Source organism: Spongiactinospora sp. 9N601 (assembly GCF_044326295.1).
Classification (GTDB): Bacteria; Actinomycetota; Actinomycetes; order Streptosporangiales; family Streptosporangiaceae; genus Spongiactinospora; species Spongiactinospora gelatinilytica.
In genome coordinates, this window is sequence record NZ_JBIRBB010000002.1 from 393,953 (window position 1) to 418,389 (window position 24,437).

Sequence of the window (24,437 nt, forward strand, 5' to 3'; positions counted from 1 at the left end):
CTCGGGGGCCGGACGCAAGAAGCTCACATCTGGGCACACCAGTTGGAGCCACCTGACGTTCTGTGTCGGACGATATTCGGATCGGCCGAGTCGTTGCTACGGCAATGTATGAGACACGATTCTCCGCCACTACGCAAGGGTGACGTCAAATGACGGCTATCCAAATTAGTGCAACCATCGCGAGTCGCCGCGATTCACTTACCCTCGTCGCGCTCCCCAATTCCGCGTACCTCGCGCGCGCATATTCGGCGGCGACTATTCGCGGATGGGGACTCGTGGACGAGGAGTTCGTGGACAACGCCCGGTTAGTGGTGAGCGAACTGGTCACCAACGCCATCGAAGCCGCCGGCCTTTCGGAAAAGCAGCCGAAGCTGAGCGCCCTGCTCGCCGGGGAGTCCCTGATCCGCCTCGTCCTGGAAGTGCCTGCCGACATCGACGCCCTGGTCATCGAGGTATGGGACGCCCACCCGCACGCCCCCGAGCCACGCGGAGAGGTCGCCTTCGATTCCCTCAGCGGCAGGGGCCTCGCCCTCGTCGATGCCCTGGCGGCGAGCTGGGGATACCGCTTCCCAAAGGACGCGCCCCCGCCTTGGACAAAGGTGGTCTATGCGCTCATGCCCCTTCCCTAGTACCGCGCTGGTCGCCCCGAACCGGTGCGGGGTGCGCGTCTCGAACTCCGCGGCTTAGCCGGGGCCTTCCGTTGAGTACGTAGACCCAGTCGTATCCCTCGTGGGGTGTCGTCGCTGCCGCCCACTGGCGCAGTTCGTCGGCGGTCTCGGCGAAGTCCCGCCACTCCTGAAGCCGCTGGGTCTCCCCGTCATGCGCGTCGCGTGAGCGGCCCGCTTGCCGGGCGGTTGGTACCGTCCGCCGTCGGCCACCGCGCCGGCCGGATCAGCGCGACGTCGGGCACTTCGGCCTCCAGTGCGGCGGTGATCCGGTGAGCACGCCGACAACATCCTGAGCGCCTTGCCCGGGCCGCTGGCTTCTATGGATTCGCCCCCTTTTGTCGGTGACCGCACGTACGCTCTGTGTAGCTCCTCCGCACGTGCGTTCCCCCGGTATCTGCCCGCTTGGAGGTCCTTCCGATGGCTTCGGCGTCCCCTGTCCCCCCGGCGGCTCCATCGCCGCGTCCTCGGTCGTCTGGTGCCGGCGCGTCCGCGTACGCCCGCTACCGCGCCGAACTCGCCGCGGGCCGCCCCCGGCGGCTGGTGATCCGCGGCGTCGTGATGGCCGTCGCCGGTGTCGCGGGCTGGATCGTGATCGGCTTCGAGGGCGGCCTGCTGTTCGCGGTCGTCGCCGGAGCGGCCGACACGGTGTATCAGTGGCGCAGGCATGAGGCGGTCCGTACCTGGCGTCGCGGTGCGCAGGGTGAGCGGCGGACCGCACGCCGGCTCCGCCGTCTGGAGGCCGCTGGATACCTGGTGCTGCACGACCGTGCGCTGCCGACCGGCCGCGCCAACCTCGACCATCTGGCCATCGGCCCGTCCGGCGTCTATGTGATCGACAGCAAGGCGTGGTCCCGCGACCGGCGCATCACCCGTCGCGGCCGATATGTCAACGTCGGCCGTCGCTGGGGGTCCGATGAGGTCAAGTCGGTACGGTACGAGACCCGCTCGGTGGCCGCCGCGCTCAGCGGCCGGCTGCACACGCCGGTGGAGGTCACGCCGGTGCTGGCGGTCCACGGCCCGCATGTGCCGCTGCGCGGCCTGAGCGTGGACGGTGTACGGATGTTGCGCGCGTCGATGGTCGCGGGCTGGGTCTTACGCCGCCCGGCGCGGCACTCTCCTGCCGATGTCGCACGGCTGGAGGCGGCGGCGGCCGACCTGTTCCCCGCGTACACCGAAACCGAGCATCCCCGCAGCCGGTGACGCTGGTCGGCCACGGGTCGAGTGGGTCGCCGCAGACGCCGTCCTTGCCGCAAAGCCGTATCGTCACTCGCGCGCCCCGGTGTGATCGGCCGCCGGCTCTATGAACGCCGACGAAGGCCGGGGAGGAGGTCAAAGGGTCAGAACCGCCAGCAGGTGGGCGACCTCGCGGGATACCGCGTCGCGGGCTGTGGCGAGGTATTTGCGGGGGTCCACGAGGTTCGGGTCGGCGGTCAGGCGGTCGCGCAGGGCGGTGGTGAACGCCTTGTTGAGGTGGGTGGCGATGTTGATCTTCTGCATGCCGTGCCGGACGGCGGCGCGCAGGGTCTCCTCGGGGACGCCGGAGGAGCCGTGCAGGACGAGGGGCACGGGAACGGCCGCGTGCAGGTCCGCGATCAAAGCCAGGTCCAGCGTGGCGTCCCTGGTGGTCATCGCGTGCGACGTACCCACGGCCACGGCCAGTGCGTCCACGCCGGTGTCGGCGACGTAGCGGACGGCATCGTCCGGGCGGGTGCGCGCGCCGGGCGCGTGTACGCCGTCCTTGCCGCCGACCTCGCCCAGCTCGGCCTCCACCCACACGCCGCGCTCGTGGCACCACGCGGTCACCTCGGCGGTGAGAAGCACGTTCTCCGCGTCGGGCAGCGCGCTCGCGTCGTACATCACCGACCCGACACCGAGCCCGACGGCCTCCTCGACCAGCGCGCGGTCGGTGGCGTGGTCCAGGTGTACGGCGACGGGTACGGCGGCGGCCCGCGCCACGGCCAGCGAGGCGAGCGCGATGGGGGCGAGCGCGCCGTGGTAGCGGACGCAGTTCTCGCTGATCTGGAGGACGACCCCGGCCCCGGCCTGCTCGGCACCGGCCACAATGGCCTCGGCGTGCTCAAGCTGGATCACGTTGAACGCCCCGACTCCGCCCACGCTCGCGCGGACGATGTCCCCGGTGCTGACCAAAGGCAAGGTGTCACTCCTCTTCCTGGACGTCTATGCGATGGCGAATGCTCTGAAAGAGGGTGACGTCGAAGTCGCCGGCGACCGGGGCGGCCACGGCGGCGGCTCCCAGCGCGGCGGCGGTACGGAGGCGGTCGGGCCAAGGGGTGCCGGTGACCAGGCCCTGGGCGAGCCCGGCGACCACGGCGTCACCCGCGCCGGTCGGGTTGCCCGCCACCGGGTACGGCATGCGCACCCGCCACGTACCGTCCGCCGTGACCGCCACCAGCCCGCCCGCCCCGAGCGACACCACCACGGCCCCGGCCCCCGCCGCCCGTAGCGCCCGCGCCCCGGCGACCGCGTCGGTATCGGCTCCGAGAAGGGCGCGGGCCAGTTCGGCGGCGTTGGGTTTGAGGATGGCGGGGCGGCCGGAGGGGGCGTGGCGGAGGGGGTGGCCGTCGGCGTCGATGATGGCCGCGACACCGTGCTCGCCCGCGCGCCACGCCAGCGTCGCGTAGAACGCCGCCGGTACCCCCGGCGGCAGACTCCCCGAGATGACGACCACCGACGCCCCCGCGAGAAGCCGGTCGAAATCCCGGAGAAAAGCCCCGATCTCGGCAGCGGACACTACCGGCCCCGGCTCGTTGAACATGGCCGTCGTCCCGGTGTCCGAGCAGACCGCGAGGGTGGTGCGGGAGTGGCCCGAGACCGGCGTGAAGGAGTGCGGCACCCCCGCCGCGTCGAGGTCGGCCCGGATCGCCGCGCCCGTCGTCCCGCCCGTGAGGCCGGTGGCCAGGACGGGGTGACCGAGCGCGGCGAGGACTCTGGCCACGTTGACGCCCTTGCCCCCGGCCCGGCGGTGGACGGCGCGGACGCGGTTGACCCCGTCCCAGTCCACGCCATCGACCTCGTAGGTGACATCGAGGGCGGCGTTCAACGTAACCGTGAGCACGGTCATGGGGCGGGCGGCTCCGCGATCCACGCCCCGCGCTTCATGACCGCCTCCACCCGCAGGTCGTCCGACAGTACGACGAGGTCGGCGTCCTTGCCCGCCGCGATGGACCCGGCGCGGTCGTCGATGCCCAGCACCTTGGCGGGGGTGAGCGAGGCGACCTGCGCGGCCTCCACCAGGGACAGCCCGGCCAGTTGCACCGCGCGCCGGAAGGCGACGTCCATGGTGAGCGTGCTGCCCGCGATGGTGCCGCCCTCCACGAGCCTGGCCGCGCCGTCTGAGACCCGGACCCGCATGCTGCCCAGCACGTACTCGCCGTCGCCCACCCCGGTGGCCGCCATGGCGTCGGTGATCAGTGCGGTACGGCCCGCACCCGCCACCTGGAACGCCAGCTTGAGCATCGCCGGATGCACATGAACCCCGTCGTTGATCAGTTCGACGGTGACCCGCTCGTCCTGGAGCAGCGCGGCGATCGGCCCGGGGGAGCGGTGGTGCAGCGAGGGCATCGCGTTGTAGAGGTGGGTGGCGACCGTGCCGCCCGCCTCGATCCCGGCCTGCGCCTGCTCGTAGGTCGCGTCGCTGTGCCCGAGGGCCGCGATGACCCCGGCGTCCACGGCGTCGCGGATGACGTCGAGCGCGCCGGGAAGTTCGGGGGCGATCGTGAGCATCCGGACATGTCCGCGCCCGGCCTTGACCAGCTCGGCGAACTCGCCCCGGTCAGGCGCGCGCAGCTTGCCCGGGTCGTGCGCGCCGCACCGCGCCGCCGCGATGTAGGGGCCCTCGAAGTGGATGCCGGCCAGCAGCCCGTCCTCGCACAGGTCGGCCAGCGCGGAGGTCGCCGCGCTCAGGTCCGCGAGCGAGCCGGTGACCAGGCTGGCCAGCGTGGTCGTCGTACCGTGCCCGGCGTGGAACGCGGTGGCGCGCGCCGCCCCCTCCTGGTCGCCCTGGGGGAACGACGCGCCCGCGCCGCCGTGGTTGTGGATGTCGATGAAGCCGGGCACGACGAACCGGCCGCCGAGGCCGTGGCCGTTGCCTGTGGGGGCCTGGCCCTGCCCGACGTAGGTGATGCGGCCGTCTTCGATGGTGAGCCAGCCGGGGTGGACCCCGCCCGGGGTCACGAGGCGGGCGTCGGCGAGTGTGATGCTCATGGAGAAAGGATCACAGATCGTGTGAGGTGCAGGGGGTGGTCGGGGTCCAGTCCGTGCGCGTGGGCGCGGGCGACCGCCACCCGGTGGACGCGCACCAGCTCGGCGAGCGGATCGGCGGCCGAGGCCAGGAAGGTGCCGCCGGCCCGCTCGACCTCGGTCGCCAGGCCGCCGGGGGCCTCGCCGAGCATCCAGGTGACCCGTCCGGGCCCGGCGATGCTGATCGGCCCGTGCCGGTACTCCATCGCCGGGTACGCCTCGGTCCACGACCGGGACGCCTCGCGCATCTTCAGCGCGGCCTCCGAGGCGAGCCCGCAGGTCCAGCCGCGCCCGAGGAAGGTGACCTGCTCGGCCCGTACGGCGGCGTCGGGCAGCGGCTCGCGCAGGGCCTGCTCCGCGTCGCGGATCGCGGCGGAGAGATCTTCGCCGAGGTGGGTGCGCAGCAGCGCGAGCTGGGCGGTGGCGAAGCGGGTCTGCACGACGGAGGACTCGTCGGCGAAGTCGAGCACGATGGCGCGGTCGGCCAGCTCCACCACCGGGCTGGTGGGGTCGGCGGTGATCACGGTGGTCGCCGTGCCGCCGTCCGCGCGCACCGCCCGCAGCAGGGACAGGACCTCGGTCGTGGTGCCCGACCTGGTCAGCGCGAGCACGCGATCGTAGCGGCGGCCGGTCGGGACCTCGGAGGCGGCGAAGGCGTCGGTCTCCCCGTGGCCCGCCCGTTCACGCAGCGCCGCGTACGCCTGGGCGATGTACCACGAGGTGCCGCACCCCACCACGGCCACCCGCTCACCGGGGCCGGGCAGGGCCGATCCCGGAGCCTCGGCGGAGACCATGGCCACCGCGCGACGCCAGCACTCGGGCTGGGAGGCGATCTCCGCCTCGGTGTGCGTGCTCATGAGCAGCCCTCTCCGAATAAGTCGTTTTCTGTTCCTTTTATAACAGGAATGAGCAATATTTTGCATCAAGGGATGACCAGACGGGCCATGTGCCAGGCTTGACGATCAGAGCTGTGAAGGAGGTCTTCGGTGGCACGCTACGAACGCTGGAACGCGATCCTTGAGCTCCTCGCGCAGGAGGGGCGCTTGAGCGTGGAGGAGGCGGCGGCCTCGCTGAGCGTTTCGACCGCCACCATCCGCCGCGACTTCGACCAGCTCGCCCAGCAGCAGATGCTGATGCGCACCCGGGGGGGCGCGGTCGCGCAGAGTGTCAGTTACGACCTCCCGCTGCGCTACAAGACCGCCAGGCACGCGGGGGAGAAGCACCGCATCGCGGAGAAGGCCGCCGAACTGGTCGGCCCGGGCGCGATCGTCGGCATGAACGGCGGGACGACGACCTCCGAGCTGGCCCGGGTGCTCGCCACGCGGGCCGACCTCAACGCGGAGACCGGCCCGCCGGTCACCATCGTGACCAACGCCCTGAACATCGCCAACGAGCTGACCCTCCGCCCGCACATCAAGATCGTGCTGACCGGCGGCGTCGCCCGTCCGCAGTCCTATGAGCTGATCGGCCCGCTGGCCGGGGGCGTGCTCGAACAGGTCACCCTGGACATCGCGTTCATCGGGGTCAACGCGATCGGCGTCGAGGGCGGGGCGGGCGCGCACCACGAGGGCGAGGCGAGCGTCAACCACCTGCTGATGAGCCGGGCGGCCAAGGTGGTCGTGGTGGCCGACTCCTCCAAGGTGGGGGCGCGGGCCTTCGCCAGGATCTGCCCGATCGACGAGGTGGACGCGCTGGTCACCGACAAGAACATGACGGAGGAGGCGGCCGGCGACTTCGCCGACGCCGGGGTCGAGGTGATCCGGGCCTGACCGCCGCACTCCACGTCTTATCCCCCGTGGGAGGGGTGGCTACCCGCGCGTAGCTACGCGATGGGCGAACGGGTAGAAAGGGCGTGACGAATCGTCACGCAGGGGGGAGCCGGATGAAGGCGCGCATGGGCACGACGAGGCTCGGCCCGGCCGAGCGGTCGGCCGCCCTCGCCGAGATGGCGGCGCGGGAGCTGGACCTGGTGGTGGTCGGCGGCGGCGTGGTCGGGGCGGGGGTCGCCCTGGACGCCGCGACCCGGGGGCTGGACGTCGGCCTGCTGGAGGCGCGCGATTTCGCCTCCGGCACCTCCTCGCGTTCGTCCAAGCTCATTCACGGCGGCCTGCGCTACCTGGAACAGCTCAACTTCGACCTGGTCAGGGAGGCGTTGCAGGAGCGGGCGCTGCTCATGCAGCGGGTCGCGCCGCACTTGGTGCGGCCGGTGCCGTTCCTGCTGCCGCTCACCCACTTCGCCTGGGAGCGGCCGTACGTCGGCGCGGGGCTGGCCCTCTACGACAGCCTCGGGTTCTCCTTCGGCTTCACCAGGGGCGTGCCCGGCCACCGCCATCTGTCCAGGCAGCGGGCGCTGCGGCTGGCCCCCGCGCTGCGCCGGGCCGCGTTCACCGGTGCGGTCCAGTACTGGGACGCGCAGGTGGACGACGCCCGATATGTCACGACCATGCTGCGCACCGCCGCCTCCTACGGCGCGCACGTCGCCTCCCGCGCCCAGGTCGTCGGCTTCCTGCGGGAGGGCGAGCGGGTCACCGGGGTGCGGGTACGCGATCTGGAGGGCGGCGCGGAGATCGACGTCCACGCCCGGCAGGTGGTCAACGCCACCGGCGTGTGGACCGACGACATCCAGGGCCTGGTGGGCGGGCGCGGCCAGATCCACGTACGGGCCTCCAAGGGCATTCACCTGGTGGTGCCGCGCGACCGCATCCACTCCCACACCGGGATCATCCTGCGCACCGAGAAGTCGGTGCTGTTCGTGATCCCCTGGGGGCGGCACTGGATCATCGGGACCACCGACACCGAATGGTCGCTGGACAAGGCGCACCCGGCGGCGTCCCGGTCCGACATCGACTACGTGCTCGACCACGTCAACGCGGTGCTCGCGGTGCCGCTGACCCGCGACGACGTGGAGGGCGTGTACGCCGGGCTGCGCCCGCTGCTGGCGGGGGAGAGCGACGAGACCTCCAAGCTCTCGCGCGAGCACGTGGTGGCCCACCCGGTACCGGGGCTCGTCATGATCGCGGGCGGCAAGTACACCACCTACCGGGTGATGGCCCGCGATGCGGTGGACGCCGTGGCGCACGGCCTGGACCAGCGCGTTCCGCCGTCCTGCACCGACCGGGTGCCGCTCGCCGGGGCCGAGGGCCACCAGGCGCTGTGGAACTCCCGGCACCGGCTGGCCAAGTCGGCCGGCCTGCACGTGGCGCGGATCGAGCACCTGCTCCAGCGGTACGGCACGCTGATCGAGGAGGTGCTGGCGCTGATCGAGGAAGATCCGTCGCTGGCCGGGCCGCTCGCCGGGGCCGACGACTACCTGCGCGCCGAGATCGTCTACGCGGCCACCCACGAGGGGGCGCGCCACCTGGACGACGTGCTGGCCCGCCGTACGCACATCTCGATCGAGACCTTCCACCGCGGGCTGGCGGTGGCCCGGGAGGCGGCCGAACTGGTCGCCGGGCCGCTGGGCTGGGACGACGACCAGATCGACCGCGAGGTTTCCTACTACACCAAAAGGGTGGAAGCCGAGCGGGCCTCCCAGGAGGAGGACACCGACCACGAGGCCGACGCCATCCGCCTGGGAGCGCCCGAGATCGTCCCGGTGGACACGCCCGTGCCACCGCCCTGACGGCTCAGCGACGCGGGTCCCTGGCCGGGTACTGCGTGGCGTCGTGTACGTCGAGCAGCGGTTCCCTGACGCCGTCCGGTGAGTCGTCGGTCCAGTTGGCGTTGCCCGTGCTGATCAGGCGCTGCCGTATGGCCAGCACCCCGGCCCGATCCGTGGGCTTGCGCGCGCCCGCGGCGAGCACCCCGGCCGCGCCCGTGACGTGCGGAGTCGCCATCGACGTGCCGGTGAGCACCGCGTACCGGCCGCCCGGCCAGGTGGACTCGATGCACACGCCGGGCGCGGCGACCTCGATGGTCCGGCCGTAGTTGGAGGTCTCGGCGAGCGTGTCGTCCTGGTCGGGCTCGGGACGGCACGACGGCTGGTTCCCGCCCTGCCCGCCGGGCAGGCCGTCGAGGTCGTTCAGCGCCGAGACGGTGATCACGTCGGCGTGGTTGGCCGGGAAGAACGTGGCGGCGTCGGTGCCGCCGTTGCCGGCCGCGGCCGTGACGACCACGCCCCGGTTCACCGAGTTGGCGATGGCGGTGGTGATCGCGTTGCTCGCGCAGGCTTCGCAGCCGAGGCTGAGGTTGGCGATCTCGATCGTGGCGGAGTTCCTGGCCACCCAGTCCATGCCGGCGGCCATCGCGGACAGCGAGCCCGCGCCCTCGTCGTCCAGCACCCGCACCGAGTGCAGGCGCGCGCCGGGCGCGACCCCGACCACTCCGGAGTCGTTGTCGATGGCGCCCGCGATGCCGGCCACATGGGTGCCGTGGCCGTTGCCGTCGGTGCCGGTGTTGTCCACGCACACGCCGCTGGTGCAGTCGGTGCTGGAGACCACGTTGAGGTCGGGGTGCTGGGCGTCGATGCCGCTGTCCACGATGGCGATGTCCACATCGGCCCTGCGGTCGTCCACGCCGTCGATGTCCAGGTTGGGGTTCTGCGTGGCCAGGACCCTGCGGATGCCGGTCGGCACGGTCTGCTCGAACGCCACCACGGTGGCGTCGCGCTCGACGCTGAGCACGTCCGGCGAGCGTTTCAGCTCCTCGGCGGCCCGGGCGGTGAAGGTCGCGGTGTACCCGGTGAAGGCGTGCGTGTAGACGCCGACCAGCCGGCCGCTGTGCGTCTTGACATGCTCGCCGGCGACCGCCTGCGTGCTGGTCACGGTGGGCTTGAGCAGCACGATGTAGCGGTCGGTCTCCTCGGCGGGATCGGTACGGGCGCTCGCGGCGGCGGGCGCGAGTACGGACAGCCCGAGTGCCAGGGCGGCGAGGACGGTGAGGCGGCGATGGCCCCTTGGAAGATCACACATAGGGATCACGCTCACCTTTGGGGCAGCAAAGGTGATGTACCGCCTCGCACCGCCGACGCAGTCTTTGGGGGATTCTGTTGTGTTCATGGCGCTCGTTGCGCTCAGGTGAGCGCAACGAGCGTCAAAGCACTATCAACGAGTGAATGCTTGGAACTCGGCGGCCCTTACGTGGTCGCGGGTGGCGCTGGTGGTGGCGCAGTCGGTGGCGTTGGCGGGGTCGGCGTCCTGTTCGCCCAGGTAGAGGGGGTTGCCGGTGCACTGGGTGGTGCCCACTCGCAGCAGCAGGTGCGTCGCGGTGGTGGGGCGGATGCCGAACGACTTGATCAGCAGGTCGTTGCCGCGCGGCCGGGGCAGGCGGGTGGAGAAGGCGTCCGCCCGGCTCTTGTAGACGGCGGTGTACGCGGCGGGGTCGGCGCAGTTCCTGCCGGTCGCCGCGTCGCAGGCCAGTACCTCGAACGAGCGCAGCGCGCTGAACCGGTTCTGGGTGAAGGGGTCGGCCTCGTCGCCGATCAGCGGCCGGAGCATGGCGCTGACCTGGACCCGGCGGACCCTGGCCGGCTCGGTGCCCGCCAGGTCCACGATCACCGACTTGCCGCGTACCTCGCCGGTCAGCGAGGCCCAGTTCGTCGCCTCGGTGCCGTCGATCAGCCGGTCGTGGTTGACGCCGTCGCCGGAGGCGGTCGCGCCGAGCGCGGCGGCGGCCAGGTTGCGGTGCAGTTCGACGCCCAGCCTGCGGTCCTGGCCGGGCCGGAAGCGGGCGGTCACGCGGGCGTGCCCGAGCCCCGGACCGGCCGCCACGAAGGAGTAGGTGCCGGGCACGATCTGGAAGGTGTCGCCCAGCGGGGTCGCCGGGTCGGTGTCGGCGATCGGCATGGCCCTGGCCTCGAAGTCGCCGACGTACAGGCGTACCGGGGTGCCGGTCGCGTCGCCCCTGGGGGCGAGCGTGACGGTGGCGTTGCCGGCGTCCGGGGCGGCGAAGCTCGGCGTGGCCTGCGCGTCGCCCGGGCCGTCGCTGGCGGCGTCCTTGCCGAGGCCGTGCTCCGCGAAGGCGTTCCACATGATGTCGTGGTTCTTGCCGCCGAAGCGGATGGTGTCGGCGGCCAGCATCGCGTCCCTGTGGTCCACGTAGTCGACCGCGCCGCTGGCCATCAGCAGCAGCGCGTCGAACGCGAGCTGCACCCAGCGCCGGTTGCCCGGGCACTTGTCGATCGGCAGTTTGCCGTCCGCGCACAAGCGCTGCACGGCCGGGGTGCCGTCGCCGTAGCGGCGGATGAACGCCTGCCGTACGTCGAACTGCGTGGCCGACCAGATCTCGCCGTCCGCGTGCGACTGCGTGCCGACCAGGTCGTAACCGAGGTCGCTGTAGTTGAGCGGGGAGCGGGACATGTCGAAGTTGCGGATGCCCGCCTTGCGGTCGCCGGTGACATAGCCGCCCGTCACGTACGGCGTGTCGCCCGCCGGGCGGAAGCCGTACTCGAACAGGTACTCCATGGAGAACAGGTCGGACGTGCTCTCGTTCATCGCGCTCGCCTGCGGGCCGTTCCACCCGGCGTTCGGCCCGCCGACCATGCGGCCGGAGATCGCGTGCGTGTACTCGTGCCCGATCACCGACATGTCGAAGTCGCCGTCCACGCAGGGGGCGTAGAACGCGCCCGCGATCGGCTGCCACAGGAACATGTTGGTGATCGGCGGCGTGCCGTCGGGCCCGGTGTACTGGTTGGCGTTGTCGCGCACGTTCGGCACCCGCGCGCCCGCCTGGGCGTTGCCCGTCTCGGGATCGCCGCCGAGCCCGCCGCGCGTGCCGTTGTCGCTCTGCATGTTCCACGCGGTCTCGGTGAAGCCGAGCCGGTAGGACCAGTCGTGCATGCGGTTGTGCATGGCGTGCAGGTTGGCGATGGCCGCATCGAGGTCGGCACCGCCCTCCTTGTCCAGGACGGCGGGGTCGCACTTGGCGGTGTGCCAGGCGTTCTTCCAGGGGTAGCGGTAGTCGCGGCTCGGCGTCAGGACGTTGGGCCGGGTGCCGACGGTGGGGCCGCCGTCGCCGGTGTGGTGCTCGAAGGTGCGGGCCGCGTTGCCCAGGCTGGTGTTCGCCGGGGCGTCGGTGGTGTGATCGACGTCCCACGCCTTGCCGGTGGCCGGGTCGCCGCCGGGGGCGAAGTCGCAGCCGCGGCCGGGCTTGAAGCACCAGGTCTTGCGGGTGTCGGCGGAGGAGTAGTCGGCGGGCGGGTTGGCCGGGAAGACCTCCCAGCGCGGATCGCCCGGTTCGGCGGACTCCCAGGCGTGGTCCACCTGGTTCTCCCTGACCAGGACCGCGCCGGTGACGCCGTCCACATGGGTCGTGACGCCGCTCAGCCCGCCGTCCGAGCCCGCGCCGGCCAGCGTCACCTGGAAGGCGCTGTGGATGCCGTCCGGCGCGGGCACCGCGACCTCGGTGACCTTGCGGACGGCCGCGGTCGCGAGGTTCACGTCACCGTCGCGGGCGGCGATCTCCTCCGCCTGCCGTGCGGTGATCCTGGCCGCGGGCGGCGCGCCGGTCTCCCGCGACAGCGTCGAGGTCACGTGTACGACCGAGCCGTCGAAGACGCCGACCGCGACCATGCCGTCCACCCCGGCGGGCAGGCCGCCGAACCGCTGGCGCAGCAGTACGGCATGGCCCTTGCCGATCGGGTTGACCGCCACCTTCTCCAACGCGTCCACCGCCGCCGCGGGCAGGCCGAACATGCCCTCGTTCGCCTTCAGGTACGCGCGGGCCGCCTGCTCCGGGTCGGCGCCCAGCCCCTCGGCGAGCGGCTTGCGTCCGGTGACGACCGCCGGGGTGCCGAGAGAGTTCCACCTGACGGTGGTGCCGGCCCGGTCGAGCGTGGCGGGCGGGGCGACGAAGCCGCGCCGGTTGTCGACGTCGGGCTTGCCGTGCTCCTCACCCTGGAAGTCGAAGACCTTGGGGCTGTGCGTGCCCGGCTCGCTGAGCGCGACCCCGGCGGTGGAGAGGGCCAGGGCCACGCCGGTGGCGACCAGCAAGCCCGCGCGTAACCAGGGTTTGGCGACGGTTGTTGACACGAATCCTCCTGCGCGAAACGAGCGCCGTTGGCCTGCGCAAGTGGTAACACCGTCAATGACTCATTACAACCCCTTGTAAAGAGGGGGATCTCGGTGTAGCGATGGGTTGACTGTTCACTGGAACGGAATCCATGCCTGGTCAGTGAGGGGCGCGGCGTTGTGGGCGGCCAGGCCGGCGGCGGAGAGTGTCCACAATGTGTCACCGATCACCAGCGCCCGCCGGATGCTTCGGTCAACCGGGGCGAAAGCCTTCGCTTCAGCCTTCCCGCGCGGGTGCGCGACCTTTCCGGTCTCGCGGACGCTCTCCCGCGAAATGTTCAGCACCAGCGCGTCGCTGGCGCCGTCGGAGCGCTCGGAGACCAGGGGCAGCACCGCGAGCCCGGTCTTCGGCCAGTACAGGAAGGCGTGCGGGTCCCATTCGGCCTCGGTGTCGGACTTCTTCCTGATCAACTGGGCCAGCCGGCGCGGCGCGGCCGGGTCGCTCACGTCGAACAGCGAGATCTGCGCGCCGACCCGCCTGCCCTGCTCGGTGGCCTCCTGGCCGACGCCGATCAGCCGTCCCTCGCCCGCCGGGTGCAGGTAGGCCGAGTATCCGGTGATCTTCAGCTCGCCGGTGACCTTGGGCGCGGCCGGGTCGCGCAGGTCGAGCGTGTAAAGCGGATCGACCTGCCGGAAGGTGACCACGTAGCCGACCGGGCCGATGAACCGCACCGCATAGATCCGTTCGCCCTTGCCGAGCCCGCCCACCTGGCCGGTCTCGGTGAGCGTGTTCGCGTCCAGGACGTGGACGGCGCTCTCGCTCTGCCGGGGCGAGCTGGTGGTCGTGGCCACCCGCAGATGGCCCTCGTGCTCCGACAGCGAGTACTGGTTCAGCAGCCGGCCGGGCACCTCGCCGGAGGCGACGTACCGGGGCTCGCCCCCGCCGCTGATGTCGAACCGGTGGATCTCGGTCCGCTCCGGGGGGATCATCCGCGGCTTCTGCCAGGAAACAGAGGGTTCGGACACGGTCGGCTCGGCCTTCGGGGCCACCGGGACGCCCGCGGTGGGCTTGACGGCGGTCGGCTCGGCCGCGGTGGGATCGACGATGGTCGGAGCTTCGGTGGGGGTGGCGGGGGCCTGGGGAGTGAGCGTGTCCGGTACGGCGGGCGGCTCCTCGATCGGCATCGGCAGCCACGCCTGCGGGTCGCTCGTCACGTACAGGCTGCTCGCCGTGCCGTACACGGTGTTGCCGTCGGCGGCCACGCTCACCGGCCGGTCGCCGGAGAGGGTACCGTCGCCCGCCGCCAGGTCCAGGGTGTGCACGGTGAGCATCGAGGTGCCCGTGTACTCCTTCGGGTGGCTGATCCGCTCGCAGCCGACCCGCTCGGCGTGCCGCGAGCCGTCCGCCCCGATGATCTCGTAGCGCGGCTGCCACGCCTCGATGGGGGCCGCGCGCACGGCCGCGCGGTTGCGCTCGGTCAGCTCCCGCTCGCTCGGCGGGGTGCCGCCCGCGGTGTCGTCGAGGGGCAGCCGGATGTCCGGCTTGCTGCTCACCACGATCCGTACGGCCGAACCGACCATCCGGGTGTCCACGTGGTCGCCGTCGGCGACGATCGACCCGGCCTTCTTCGGCTGCGGGCCGGAGAGGTCCACCAGCGTGTACGTCGTCCCCGGCCGCCAGTCGGGCCGCACCCTGGCGTCGTCGGTCGCATTGGCGGCCAGGCCGGTCATGGGGAGCTGCACGAGCGCGCGGTCGCCGTACATGAGCAGGTCGGCGGGGGCGTAGCCGTGCTCCTTGGGCACCAGCCGCAGCGAGCCGGTGACCTTCTTGGTCGCCGCGTCGGTCACCCGCAGCACCCCGCCGGAGACCGTGACGATCCGCTTGCCGTCGGTCTTGACCAGATCGGGCTCGTCGGCCCCGGCCTCGTGGACGTTGGTGGTGGAGTGGTCGGCTTCCTGATTCGCCGATAGGGAATCGGCGCGCGCCTCGGACTTGGCGGTGTCAGGGAGAGCGCGCTCGAGCAGGTGGACGCCGCCGAACCCCCACGGGCCGATGTTGGCCGCGGTCTTCTCGCGCAGCTCGGCGAGCATGTCGTCACAGCTCTGGTAGGCGACCAGGCGGATCTCGCCGAGCCGCGCCGGTTTCGCGGACGAACCCGCCTGCGGTTCCTGCGGGGCGGACGCCGTGCAGGCCGCGCAGGCCGTCGCGAGCAGGGCGGCGAGCGTGACGCCGGCCGTACGGATGGAAGCCTTCATGCCCATAGCACGGATGGGAGCCCGTGCCCGGTTCAGGACACTTCGGCCGTAGGCTTGAGCCTCGTGCCCATTCCTGAGTTTCTGGCCGCGCTGCGCGCCCGTGTGGGCGACGCGCTGATCGTGCTTCCCTCCGTGACCGCCTGCGTGTTCGACGACGCGGGCCGCCTGTTGTTCGCCTGCCATGACGGCGGGGTGTGGGCCCCGCCCGGCGGCATCATCGAGCCCGACGAGCATCCGCGCGAGGCGGTGGTCCGCGAGCTGCGCGAGGAGACCGGCCTCGACATCGAGATCGTGGACCTGATCGACGTATACGGCGGCCCGCTGTTCCGCAACCGCTACTCCAACGGTGACCAGGTGTCGTATGTGATCACCGCGTACGGCTGCCGGGTGACCGGCGGCACCCTCACCCCCGACCTTGAGGAGATCACCGACGCCAGGTTCCTGGCCGAGTCCGAGCTGGACGGGCTGCGCCTGGCCCCCTGGACGGGAGTCGCGCTGCCCGACATGTACGCGTGGTGGCGTAGGACGAATCGGTAGCCATCCGGCCGTGTGGAACATCGAAGAGTTCGCCGGGGCGGCCCACGACACCGTGGACTCCCTCGCCGCCTACGTCGAGGAGAGCCAGGCCGGGCTGCCCCCGGTGCTCACCAACCGGCCGCCGGGCGAGCTGGCGGCCCGCCTCGGGCTGGACCGCTGGATCCGCGAGGGCGGGATGACGGCGGAGACCTACCGCGGGTTCCTGGCCGGCTATCTCGCCGCGGGCACCCGCGTCCACCATCCCGCGCACCTGGCCCACCAGATCGCCGCGCCGTTCTTCCCGGCCGCGCTCGCCGACTTCGTGCACGGCGCGGCCAACAACCCGATGGCGCTCTACGAGATGGGCGCGTCGGCCGCCACCGTCGAGTTCACGGTGATCCGCTGGATGCTGGAGAAGACCGGCCTGGCCGGGCAGGGCGGCGGGGTGCTCACCCACGGCGGTTCGCTGGCCGGCCTCACCGCGCTGCTCGCGGCCAGGGCCGCCGCCGCGCCGGACGCCTGGCGGGCCGGGACGCCCGCCGGCGAACTCGCGCTGCTCGTCCCGGCGTCCGCGCACTACTCGCTGGCCAGGTCCGCGGCCATCCTCGGCCTCGGCGAGGACGCCGTGTTCGAGCTCGCGACCGATCCGCTCGGCCGCGTCCTGCCCGAGCGCCTGCCGGCCGCGCTGGACCGCGTACGCCGGGCCGGCCGCCGCCCGATGGCGCTGGTCGCCGGGGCCTGCGCCACAGGCACCGGGCTGTACGACGATCTGCGCGCGATCGGCGCGTTCTGCCGCGAGCACGGGATCTGGTACCACGTGGACGGCGCGCACGGGGCCTCCGCGCTGCTCAGCGAACGCCACCGGCACCTGCTCGACGGCATCGAGACGGCCGACTCGATCACCTGGGACGCGCACAAGATGCTCGGCACGTCGAGCCTCGCCGCCGCCGTCCTGGTACGCCGGGCCGAAGACCTGGACCGGGCCTTCCGGCAGGAGGCCAGTTACCTGTTCTACGGCGAGCGGGAGTTCGACACGATGGGCAGGACCGTCGAGTGCAGCAAGGCCGAGCTGGGCCTGAAGGTGTTCCTGAACCTGGCGTGGTACGGCGAGCGCGGCCTCGGCGAGCATGTGGCCGCCCGGTACGCGACGGCCCGCCGCCTGTGGGAGCTGGCCGCCGCCCGGCCCGGCTTCACCTGCCCCTATGAGCCGCAGAGCAACATCGTCTGCTTCCGGTACGGCGGGCCGGACACCGACCAGGCGGCGATCCGCGCCCGCCTGATGGCGCAGGGCGATTTCTACCTGTCCTCCGCGGAGATCGCCGGCATCCGCTACCTGCGGGCCGCCGTGATGGCCCCGGCGACCGGGGACAAGACTCTTTCCGCCCTGCTGGACGCTGTGGCCCGTGCAGGGTCGTGACCACTGTGGTCCATGAACGCTAACGTCTGGGCATGAGCGAACTCGACAACACCCGCAATTCCGGTGATCCCGGCAACTCGGGCAACGTTGACGACGTGGACGGCCGGCTGCGCGCCGTCTGCGATCTGGCGATGGCGGACGTGCGGGAGTCCGCCGGCCGGCACGAGTACGACGGGAGGATCCAGGACCTCTCCCCTGAGGGAGTGCGCGCCGGGGTGGCCGCGCTCGGCCGCGGCCCGCTGCCCGCCGACCCCCACGACGCGGCCCACCTCCAGGTCTTCGAGGAGTCCAGGCGGGTGCGGTTCGACCGGCTCCAGTTGCACCGCCGCAACCTGATGGACCACTTGGGCAACCTGGACCTGGCCTGCTACGACCGCGAGTACGCGCCGGCCGCCGAACGGGAGGCGGCCAGGCGGGCGCACCTGGCGCTGTGGCCGGAGGCGGTCGAGGCGTCCATCGCCTCCCTCGACCTGCTCAGCGCCCCGGTGGCCAAGGCGCTGCTCGGGGCGGTGCGCGGGCTCGCCGCCGGGGTCGATGACGAGACCGCGATCAAGGCGCACGCCCGGCTGGTCGCGCACGTCGAGGCGATGGCCGCCGACGGCGACCCCGACGCCGCGCTCGGCGCGGACGGGCTGGCCGCGCTGATGGGCGCGGACGACGGGATGGAAGTGGACACCGGACGGCTCGCCGCGCGGGCCGACGCCGAGCGGGACCGGTTGATGGAGCGCCTGACCGACGCCTGCGCCCGGTACGGCGCGGCGGACCGCGCGCCGCTCGACGTGTGCCGGGAACTGGTCAAGCAGCACCCCGACGGCGACGGGGTGGTCGAGGCGGCCAGGCGCTGGACGGAGAAGTCGATCGAGTTCACCCGCGAGCGCGCGCTGGTGCCGTACCTGGACGGCGAGTGCGCGGTCGGCCTGGCCCCCGAGTCCCGCCGCTGGGCCATGGCCATGATGAGCTGGGCCGCGCCGGGCGAGCCGGAGAGCCCGTCGTGGTACCACATCACCCCGCCCGACCCCTCCTGGCCCGCCCAGGACATCGCCGACTGGCTGGAGGTCTTCAGCGACACCACCCTGCCGGGCATCACCGTCCACGAGGTCGCCCCCGGGCACTTCTCGCACGGCCGCGCGCTGCGCAACGCGCCCACGCCGGTCCGGCGGACCCTCCAGTCGGCCGCGTTCATCGAAGGCTGGGCGCACTACGCCGAGGAACTGTGCGTCGAGGAGGGCTTCGAGGCCGACGACCCGCGCTTCGAGATCGGCGTGTGGCTGGAGTCGCTGGTCAGGGTCACCCGGCTGGCCTGCGCGATCGGCGTCCACACCGACGCGATGACCGTCGAGGAGGGCGCGCGCAGGTTCGCCGCCGACACCCACCTGGCCGGCCCCGCGGCGCTGTCCGAAGCCTCCCGGGCCGCCTACGACCCGACCTACGGCCGCTACACGCTGGGCAAGCTGGCCATCCTCGACCTGCGCGAGCAGGCCAAGGCCCAGTGGGGGAACGCGTTCACGATCCAGCGGTTCCACAAGGCCATGCTCGACCTCGGCGCGCCGCCGCTCGGCCTGCTGGGCAACGCGCTGACCGCCTGAGGTCGCGGCGAGGCCCGCCCGAACGGGGGCCTCGCCGGCCCGGAACCGTCGGCCGGTTCTGCGAGACTCGGGGCATGCTGCGCATCGGTACGGTGGTCCTCGGCGTCGAAGACGTGCCCAGGGCGGTGGAGTTCTGGTCCAGGGCGCTCGGCTACGTGCTGCGCGAGGAGATGGACGACGACTGGGCCGTCCTGGTGCCGCCGGACGGGCGGGGCTTCGGGCTGGCGCTCGGCCTCAGCGAGACACCCGTGCAGGAGCACCCGCGCGTCCACCTCGACCTCTACGCGGGCGACGCGGCCGAGCAGGCCGCCGAGGTGGAGCGGCTGATCGCGCTGGGCGCCGAGCGGGTCGCCTGGGACCTCTACCCCGACGACGCCGACTTCGTGGTGCTGGCCGACCCCGAGGGCAACCGCTTCTGCGTGATCGACACCGCCCACGGCTGAGCGGGCCCGCTCAGCGGCGCAGCCGGGTCACCAGGGGAGCGGCGGTGAGCACGTCGCGGGCCAGCGCGGGATCGCCGGTCACGGTCGTCCGGACCTCGTCCGGGCCGAGCCGGTCGCCGAGCAGGAAACAGAAGTCGATCACGTCCATCTCGATCTCCGCGGCGGGCTCCACCCGCTCGCGGCCGAACCGCACCACCCGGGTGCCGCCACCGGGGCCGGTGAGCGTGATCCGCGCGGCCCGCTCGTCCGGGGCGCCGCCCGCCGCGATCATCATGGACGTGCGCAGCATGCGGCAGCCGAACTGCGACAAAGTGTGCACATGGTCGGGCACCGGCAGCGGCAGCCGCAGCCCGCCGGCCGCACCGGAGCAGATGTCCTCGGAGTGCATCCACGTCTCGTAGGCCCGCATGGCCAGATGGTCGCGCAGCCGCATCGTCACCGCCGCCGCGGTGATCCGCTCCTCCTCGCCGGGGATCGAGCCCGCGGTGTCCAGGTGGTGGCACAGGGCCGCGGCCTGCTCCCGCCAGCGGGCGGCGGCCTCCGCCCCGGGCCGGTCGCGCAGCGCGTCGAGGACCTGGTCGGTCCGGGCCTCGGGGTCGTCACCGGCCGCGGAGGGGCCGATGACCGGCGCGCCGAGCGCCGCGGCCAGCAGGCCGTCCACGGCCATGAGGTGGCCCGCCACACCGGCCGGTGTCCATCCGTGGACCACCACGGCGGTCCACCCGGACGCCGGGAGCGCGGTGAGCAGCACGTCGAGCGCCGCGACCCGGCTCGCGTACGGCGCCGCGTAGGCGGGCACGCGGTGCGCGGGTCTGCGCCCCGGGCCGCCGCGTACGGCGGCGAGCAGGGCGGAACGTAGCCGGGAGGGGTCCATATCTGAGGTTCGCTCGTGTCCAGATCTCGGATGAAGATTATCTACCATGCGCACTCCACGGGCCGGGAATGCGCAAGGCGCTCACCCGAGTGGGGTAACCGAAGATTATTCTCCGGGGTCCCGACCACGAATGAACGAAAAATCACGTTAAATCGGGAGGTCCAACCTATCTCACATCATATAGGATCCGGCGGGGAATGTATTCGCCGCGACTGCGAGGGGGCACCACAGTGAGCGACTCTGAGCGCGTTCCACCCGCTATCAACATGAACCAGATGAGTCACGCGAGGGCCTACAACTTCGTCCTCGGAGGTAAGGACAACTATGCCGTGGATCGGGCCGCGGCGCGGAAGGTCATGCGGGCCGCACCCGACCTTCCCCTGCTAGGCCGGGCCCAGCGCCGACTTCTGTTAAGAATCGTACGGATGTGCGCAGAACAGGGCATCGACCAGTTCCTGGATATCGGGACCGGCATTCCCACCGAACCGAACGTCCATGAGACGGCCAAGGAAATCAACCCGCGAGCGCGGGTGGCCTATGTGGACTACGACCCGATCGTCTTCGTGCACAACAACGCACTGCTCGCCACCGAGCCCTCGGTGATCTCTCTCCAGGCCGATGTCCGTGATCCTGAGGGAATCATGGACAATCCACGTGTCCGATCGTTAATCGACTATGACAAGCCGATGCTGGTGCTCTTCGCCGCGCTGTTCCACCTGGTGACCGACGCGGAGGACCCGGCGGCCCTGGTGGCGCGGTTCCGCAAGCGGATGGTCCCCGGCAGCCACGTCATGATCTCGCAGTTCTGCAGCGACGGGAGTGATCCCAAGGCCCAGGCCGAACTGGAGGAGATATCGGTTAACTCGCCCTCACCGATGCGCTTTCGCACGCGCGCCGAGATCGGCCGCTTCTTCGCGGGCTTCGAGCTGCTCGGCCCGGGAGTGGCGGACGTCCAGGACTGGTCGCCGGACGAGCAGATCCCCGCGACCAGCCTGCGGATAGCGGCGGGCGTCGGCAAGGTGGTCTGACCACGTCCGTCTCACAGGTCGGTGGAGGTGGCCCCGCCGTCCACGGTGAGGTGCGTTCCGGTGATGAAGGACGCCTCCTCGCTCAGCAGGAACCGCACGGCGTGGGCGACCTCCTCCGGCCGGCCCAGCCGGGCCAGCGGCGACTTGCAGGCGAACATCGACACCGCGGCGCGGTCGCCGTCCAGGGCCTCGGCCAGTTCGGGAGTGTCGATGTAGCCGGGACACACCGCGTTGACCCTGATGCCCGCGGGGGCCAGTTCGGCGGCCATCGAGCGGGTCAGTCCGAGGAGGCCGGCCTTGGCCGCGCAGTAGGCGGGCGCGCCCGCCAGGCCCACGATGCCCTCGATCGCGCCGATGCCCACCACGGCCGCGCCGGGCGCGTCGCCGAGGTCGCCCAGCAGCGCCCTGGTCAGCATGAGCTGGGCGCGCAGGTTGACGTTGAGCACCGCGTCCCAGCGTTCGTCGGTGACCTCCGCGATGGCGGCGGGCCCGAGTGCCGCGGCGGCGTGTACCAGCCCGCCGATCGGCCCGATGACCTCCCTGCTCGCGGCGATGGCGGGCCTGAGCGAGGCGGTGTCGGTCACGTCCACCGCGAGCCCGAAGGTCGGCAGCGGGGTCAGCATCGCGGCCTCCTTGGCGGTTCCCCGCGCCCCGGCCTCGTCCGCGTCCCAGACCGCGACCGGCCGCCCGCCTTCGGCGATTGCCAGCGCACAGGCCCGCCCGATACCTGACGCGCCTCCCGTGACGATCACTCCGCTCAACGCTGTCTCCTCGGTTAGTGGGGGTTCGTCGGGATTTACGGGGAATGGACAGTTGTGTACCCCGTGGTGGCGGAAGTTCTAACACGCACCATCGGACCGCCGTGCGGGGAACGGTCCCGTGAGGGGCGGGGAGCAGGGCCGGTCGCGTGGCCGGGGTCGATAGACTTCGAGTTACCGCGGGTGCCCTTTGGAGGTCTTTTCGTTGTCTGAGTTCGACACCGTCCTCGTCGTCGACTTCGGGGCGCAGTACGCGCAGCTCATCGCCAGGCGGGTGCGCGAGTGCCACGTCTACTCCGAGATCGTGCCGTCCTCGATGCCGGTGGCGGAGATGCTGGCCCGTAAGCCCAAGGCGATCATCCTGTCCGGAGGCCCCTCGTCGGTCTACGCCGAAGGCGCGCCCGCCGTGCCCGGCGGGTTGTTCGAGACCGGGGTGCCCACGTTCGGCATCTGCTACGGGTTCCAGGCGATGGCGCAGGCGCTGGGCGGCGAGGTCGCGCACACCGGGGTGGGCGAGTACGGCGGCACGGAGCTGGCCGTGGCGCGCGAAGGGGTGCTGCTGGCCGGGCTGCCGTCCGCGCTGAAGGTGTGGATGTCACACGGCGACTCCGTCGTCGCAGCGCCGCGCGGGTTCGCGGTCACCGCCTCCACCGCCGAGACGCCCGTCGCCGCCTTCGAAGACCCCGCCAAGGGCCTGTACGGCGTGCAGTTCCACCCCGAGGTGCTGCACTCCGAGCACGGCCAGGCGGTGCTCAAGCACTTCCTGGACGCCGCCGGATGCCGCCCCAACTGGACCATGCTCAACATCGTCGAAGACGCGGTGGCGGCGGTCCGGGCCCAGATCGGCCCCGAGGGCAGGGCGATCTGCGCGCTGTCCGGCGGGGTCGACTCCGCGGTGGCCGCCGCGATCGTGCAGCGGGCCATCGGTGACCGGCTGACCTGCGTGTTCGTCGATCACGGGCTGCTGCGCAAGGGCGAGGCCGAGCAGGTCGAGCGCGACTTCGTGGCCGCCACCGGGGTCAACCTGCGTGTCGTGGACGCGGCCGACCGGTTCCTCGACGCGCTCTCCGGGGTCACCGAGCCGGAGGAGAAGCGCAAGATCATCGGCCGGGAGTTCATCCGGGTCTTCGAGGACGAGCAGCGCGCGATCATGAAGGACGGGCCGGTCGACTTCCTGGTGCAGGGCACGCTCTACCCCGACGTGGTGGAGTCCGGCGGGGGCACCGGCACCGCCAACATCAAGTCCCACCACAACGTCGGCGGCCTGCCGGACGACCTGCGGTTCGACTTGGTCGAGCCGCTGCGCACGCTGTTCAAGGACGAGGTGCGCCGGGCCGGTGAGGAGCTGGGGCTGCCCGCGGCCATGGTGTGGCGGCAGCCGTTCCCCGGGCCGGGGCTCGGCATCCGGATCATCGGCGCGGTCACCGGCGACCGGCTCGACATCCTGCGCGAGGCCGACGCGATCGCTCGCGAGGAGCTGTCCCGCGCCGGCCTGGACCGGGAGATCTGGCAGTGTCCGGTGGTGCTGCTCGCCGACGTCCGCTCGGTCGGCGTCCAAGGTGACGGGCGGACCTACGGTCATCCCATCGTGCTCCGGCCCGTCACCTCTGAAGACGCCATGACCGCCGACTGGGCGAGGGTGCCCTACGACGTGCTGTCGCGCATCTCGACCCGGATCACCAACGAGGTACGCGAGGTCAACCGGGTCGTGATCGACGTGACCAGCAAGCCGCCGGGCACCATCGAGTGGGAGTGACCTACAACTCCTCGTCTTCCGGCGACTGCATGTCCTCCGGCGGGGACTCCAGGTCCTCCTGCTTCACCTTCGGGTCGGGGTAGACCTCGCCGGGTTCGAGCTTGCGCCCGTCCCGCAGCAACGACGTGACCGCCACCAGGTGATAGCCCTGCCGCTTCAGTTCCTTGAGCAGCTTGGGCATCACCGTGACGGTCTGCTGCACCCAGTCGTGCATCAGGATGACGCCGTCGCGCTTGGCACTGCGCAGCACTTCTTTGTAGATGGCCGTTTCGTTCTTCGTGGCCCAGTCACGCGAGCCGCCGTTCCACAGGACGAGCGGCAGGCCCATCTGCGCGGCGATCCGCACGGTTCGTTCGTCGAACTCCCCGTACGGCGGGCGGATCATCGTGGGCGACCTGCCGGCCGCCTTCTTCACCGCCTCCTGCGTGGTGGTCAGTTCCTCGCTGATCTCCTGATCGGTGATCTCCCGGAACTTCGGGTGTTTGTAGCTGTGGTTCCCCAGGTCATGGCCTTCCTTGGCCATGCGCTTGACGAACTCGGGCCGGGACTTCGCATACTGCCCCTCAAGAAAGAACGTCGCCTTCGCGTCGTATTTCTTGAGCGTGTCGAGCAGTTTGCCGGCGTACTTTCCTGGACCGTCGTCAAAAGTCAGTGCGAGGCACTTGACCTTGGCGCAGTCCACCTTGCTTTCCTTCTTCGAGGGTTTCTTCGGGGCCTCGGCATGGGCGGCGGGTGCTGCCGCGCCCATGCCGGCCAGAGCCCCGGCGAGCGCCACGGCGAGGGGGAGCCGGGCGCGTTGATGGCGAGCCATCGGGTGCTCCTCGCTTTGATACGAGATTGACTAACTCGGGCAGCGCACTACCGTAGCGCCCCTTCTGTCACCTCTGCACCGGGAACAAGCTGAAGATCTGCTCCGAGTTGACACCCCA

General features: G+C 71.6%; 20 protein-coding genes. 10 read left to right on the plus strand and 10 right to left on the minus strand.

The annotated features are described in order from the left end of the window. The first annotated feature begins 149 nt into the window (after positions 1-149). Positions 150-629, plus strand: coding sequence for an ATP-binding protein (locus ACH34R_RS05465; protein WP_397560170.1), 480 nt, complete (start codon positions 150-152; stop codon positions 627-629). 456 nt (positions 630-1,085) lie between these two features. Next, a complete protein-coding gene (locus ACH34R_RS05470) occupies positions 1,086-1,868 on the plus strand; it encodes a nuclease-related domain-containing protein (RefSeq protein WP_397560171.1) in 783 nt (260 codons plus the stop codon). A 129-nt stretch (positions 1,869-1,997) separates the two neighbouring features. Here ACH34R_RS05470 and ACH34R_RS05475 read toward each other — a convergent pair whose 3' ends face one another. From ACH34R_RS05475 to ACH34R_RS05490, 4 genes are read right to left on the minus strand one after another with little or no spacing between them, the layout of a single operon-like run. Further along, positions 1,998-2,822 (minus strand): class II fructose-bisphosphate aldolase, encoded by an 825-nt coding sequence (locus ACH34R_RS05475; protein ID WP_397560172.1) that lies wholly within the window; start codon positions 2,820-2,822, stop codon positions 1,998-2,000. Between the two features lie 4 nt (positions 2,823-2,826). Then, complete coding sequence (locus ACH34R_RS05480; RefSeq protein ID WP_397560173.1) at positions 2,827-3,750, minus strand: 1-phosphofructokinase family hexose kinase; 924 nt, start codon at positions 3,748-3,750, stop codon at positions 2,827-2,829. Beyond that, on the minus strand, positions 3,747-4,892 hold the full coding sequence (nagA, locus tag ACH34R_RS05485) for an N-acetylglucosamine-6-phosphate deacetylase (protein WP_397560174.1): 1,146 nt from the start codon (positions 4,890-4,892) through the stop codon (positions 3,747-3,749). The genes ACH34R_RS05480 and nagA overlap by 4 nt, the downstream gene beginning before the upstream one ends. Continuing rightward, positions 4,889-5,785: an SIS domain-containing protein gene (locus tag ACH34R_RS05490; RefSeq protein ID WP_397560176.1), complete on the minus strand. Its 897-nt coding sequence runs from the start codon at positions 5,783-5,785 to the stop codon at positions 4,889-4,891. Before ACH34R_RS05490 ends, nagA begins: the two co-directional genes overlap by 4 nt. 129 nt (positions 5,786-5,914) lie before the next feature. Between ACH34R_RS05490 and ACH34R_RS05495 the strand changes: the two genes are divergently transcribed. Both ACH34R_RS05495 and ACH34R_RS05500 read left to right on the plus strand, forming a co-directional pair. After that, a complete protein-coding gene (locus tag ACH34R_RS05495; protein ID WP_397560177.1) occupies positions 5,915-6,697 on the plus strand; it encodes a DeoR/GlpR family DNA-binding transcription regulator in 783 nt (260 codons plus the stop codon). A gap of 113 nt (positions 6,698-6,810) precedes the next feature. Next, on the plus strand, positions 6,811-8,550 hold the full coding sequence (locus ACH34R_RS05500) for a glycerol-3-phosphate dehydrogenase/oxidase (protein ID WP_397560178.1): 1,740 nt from the start codon (positions 6,811-6,813) through the stop codon (positions 8,548-8,550). Between the two features lie 4 nt (positions 8,551-8,554). Here ACH34R_RS05500 and ACH34R_RS05505 read toward each other — a convergent pair whose 3' ends face one another. The 3 genes from ACH34R_RS05505 to ACH34R_RS05515 form a co-directional block, all read right to left on the minus strand. Further along, entirely contained in the window at positions 8,555-9,838 is a 1,284-nt protein-coding gene (locus ACH34R_RS05505; protein ID WP_397560179.1) for a S8 family serine peptidase, read from the minus strand. A 132-nt stretch (positions 9,839-9,970) separates the two neighbouring features. Then, positions 9,971-12,895 carry a M36 family metallopeptidase gene (locus tag ACH34R_RS05510; RefSeq protein ID WP_397560180.1) on the minus strand — a complete coding sequence of 975 codons (2,925 nt, stop codon included), beginning with the start codon at positions 12,893-12,895 and terminating at the stop codon, positions 9,971-9,973. A 114-nt stretch (positions 12,896-13,009) separates the two neighbouring features. After that, a complete protein-coding gene (locus ACH34R_RS05515) occupies positions 13,010-15,130 on the minus strand; it encodes a beta-propeller domain-containing protein (RefSeq protein WP_397560181.1) in 2,121 nt (706 codons plus the stop codon). Between the two features lie 63 nt (positions 15,131-15,193). Between ACH34R_RS05515 and ACH34R_RS05520 the strand changes: the two genes are divergently transcribed. The 4 genes from ACH34R_RS05520 to ACH34R_RS05535 all read left to right on the plus strand — a co-directional run bounded on the left by ACH34R_RS05520 (position 15,194) and on the right by ACH34R_RS05535 (position 19,092). Further along, positions 15,194-15,667: an NUDIX domain-containing protein gene (locus ACH34R_RS05520; protein ID WP_397560182.1), complete on the plus strand. Its 474-nt coding sequence runs from the start codon at positions 15,194-15,196 to the stop codon at positions 15,665-15,667. Between the two features lie 10 nt (positions 15,668-15,677). Continuing rightward, entirely contained in the window at positions 15,678-17,063 is a 1,386-nt protein-coding gene (locus tag ACH34R_RS05525; RefSeq protein ID WP_397560183.1) for a pyridoxal phosphate-dependent decarboxylase family protein, read from the plus strand. A 32-nt stretch (positions 17,064-17,095) separates the two neighbouring features. Then, positions 17,096-18,649, plus strand: a complete 1,554-nt coding sequence (locus ACH34R_RS05530; protein ID WP_397560184.1) for a DUF885 family protein — start codon at positions 17,096-17,098, stop codon at positions 18,647-18,649. 74 nt (positions 18,650-18,723) lie between these two features. Further along, the gene (locus ACH34R_RS05535; protein WP_397560185.1) at positions 18,724-19,092 is read left to right on the plus strand and encodes a VOC family protein; all 369 of its coding nucleotides are present in this window, start codon (positions 18,724-18,726) and stop codon (positions 19,090-19,092) included. Positions 19,093-19,102: 10 nt separating this feature from the next. On the opposite strand, the gene ACH34R_RS05540 is transcribed toward ACH34R_RS05535, so the two are convergent. Further along, the gene (locus ACH34R_RS05540) at positions 19,103-19,966 is read right to left on the minus strand and encodes a maleylpyruvate isomerase N-terminal domain-containing protein (protein WP_397560187.1); all 864 of its coding nucleotides are present in this window, start codon (positions 19,964-19,966) and stop codon (positions 19,103-19,105) included. A gap of 230 nt (positions 19,967-20,196) precedes the next feature. On the opposite strand from ACH34R_RS05540, the gene ACH34R_RS05545 reads away from it, so the two are divergent. Next, positions 20,197-20,994 carry an SAM-dependent methyltransferase gene (locus ACH34R_RS05545; RefSeq protein ID WP_397560188.1) on the plus strand — a complete coding sequence of 266 codons (798 nt, stop codon included), beginning with the start codon at positions 20,197-20,199 and terminating at the stop codon, positions 20,992-20,994. 11 nt (positions 20,995-21,005) lie between these two features. On the opposite strand, the gene ACH34R_RS05550 is transcribed toward ACH34R_RS05545, so the two are convergent. After that, entirely contained in the window at positions 21,006-21,746 is a 741-nt protein-coding gene (locus ACH34R_RS05550) for an SDR family NAD(P)-dependent oxidoreductase (RefSeq protein ID WP_397560464.1), read from the minus strand. Between the two features lie 196 nt (positions 21,747-21,942). Here ACH34R_RS05550 and guaA point away from each other — a divergent pair, with 196 nt between their 5' ends. Beyond that, complete coding sequence (guaA, locus tag ACH34R_RS05555) at positions 21,943-23,508, plus strand: glutamine-hydrolyzing GMP synthase (protein ID WP_397560189.1); 1,566 nt, start codon at positions 21,943-21,945, stop codon at positions 23,506-23,508. A 1-nt stretch (position 23,509) separates the two neighbouring features. Here guaA and ACH34R_RS05560 read toward each other — a convergent pair whose 3' ends face one another. Then, positions 23,510-24,319 carry a polysaccharide deacetylase family protein gene (locus ACH34R_RS05560; protein WP_397560190.1) on the minus strand — a complete coding sequence of 270 codons (810 nt, stop codon included), beginning with the start codon at positions 24,317-24,319 and terminating at the stop codon, positions 23,510-23,512. Positions 24,320-24,437 lie beyond the last annotated feature (118 nt).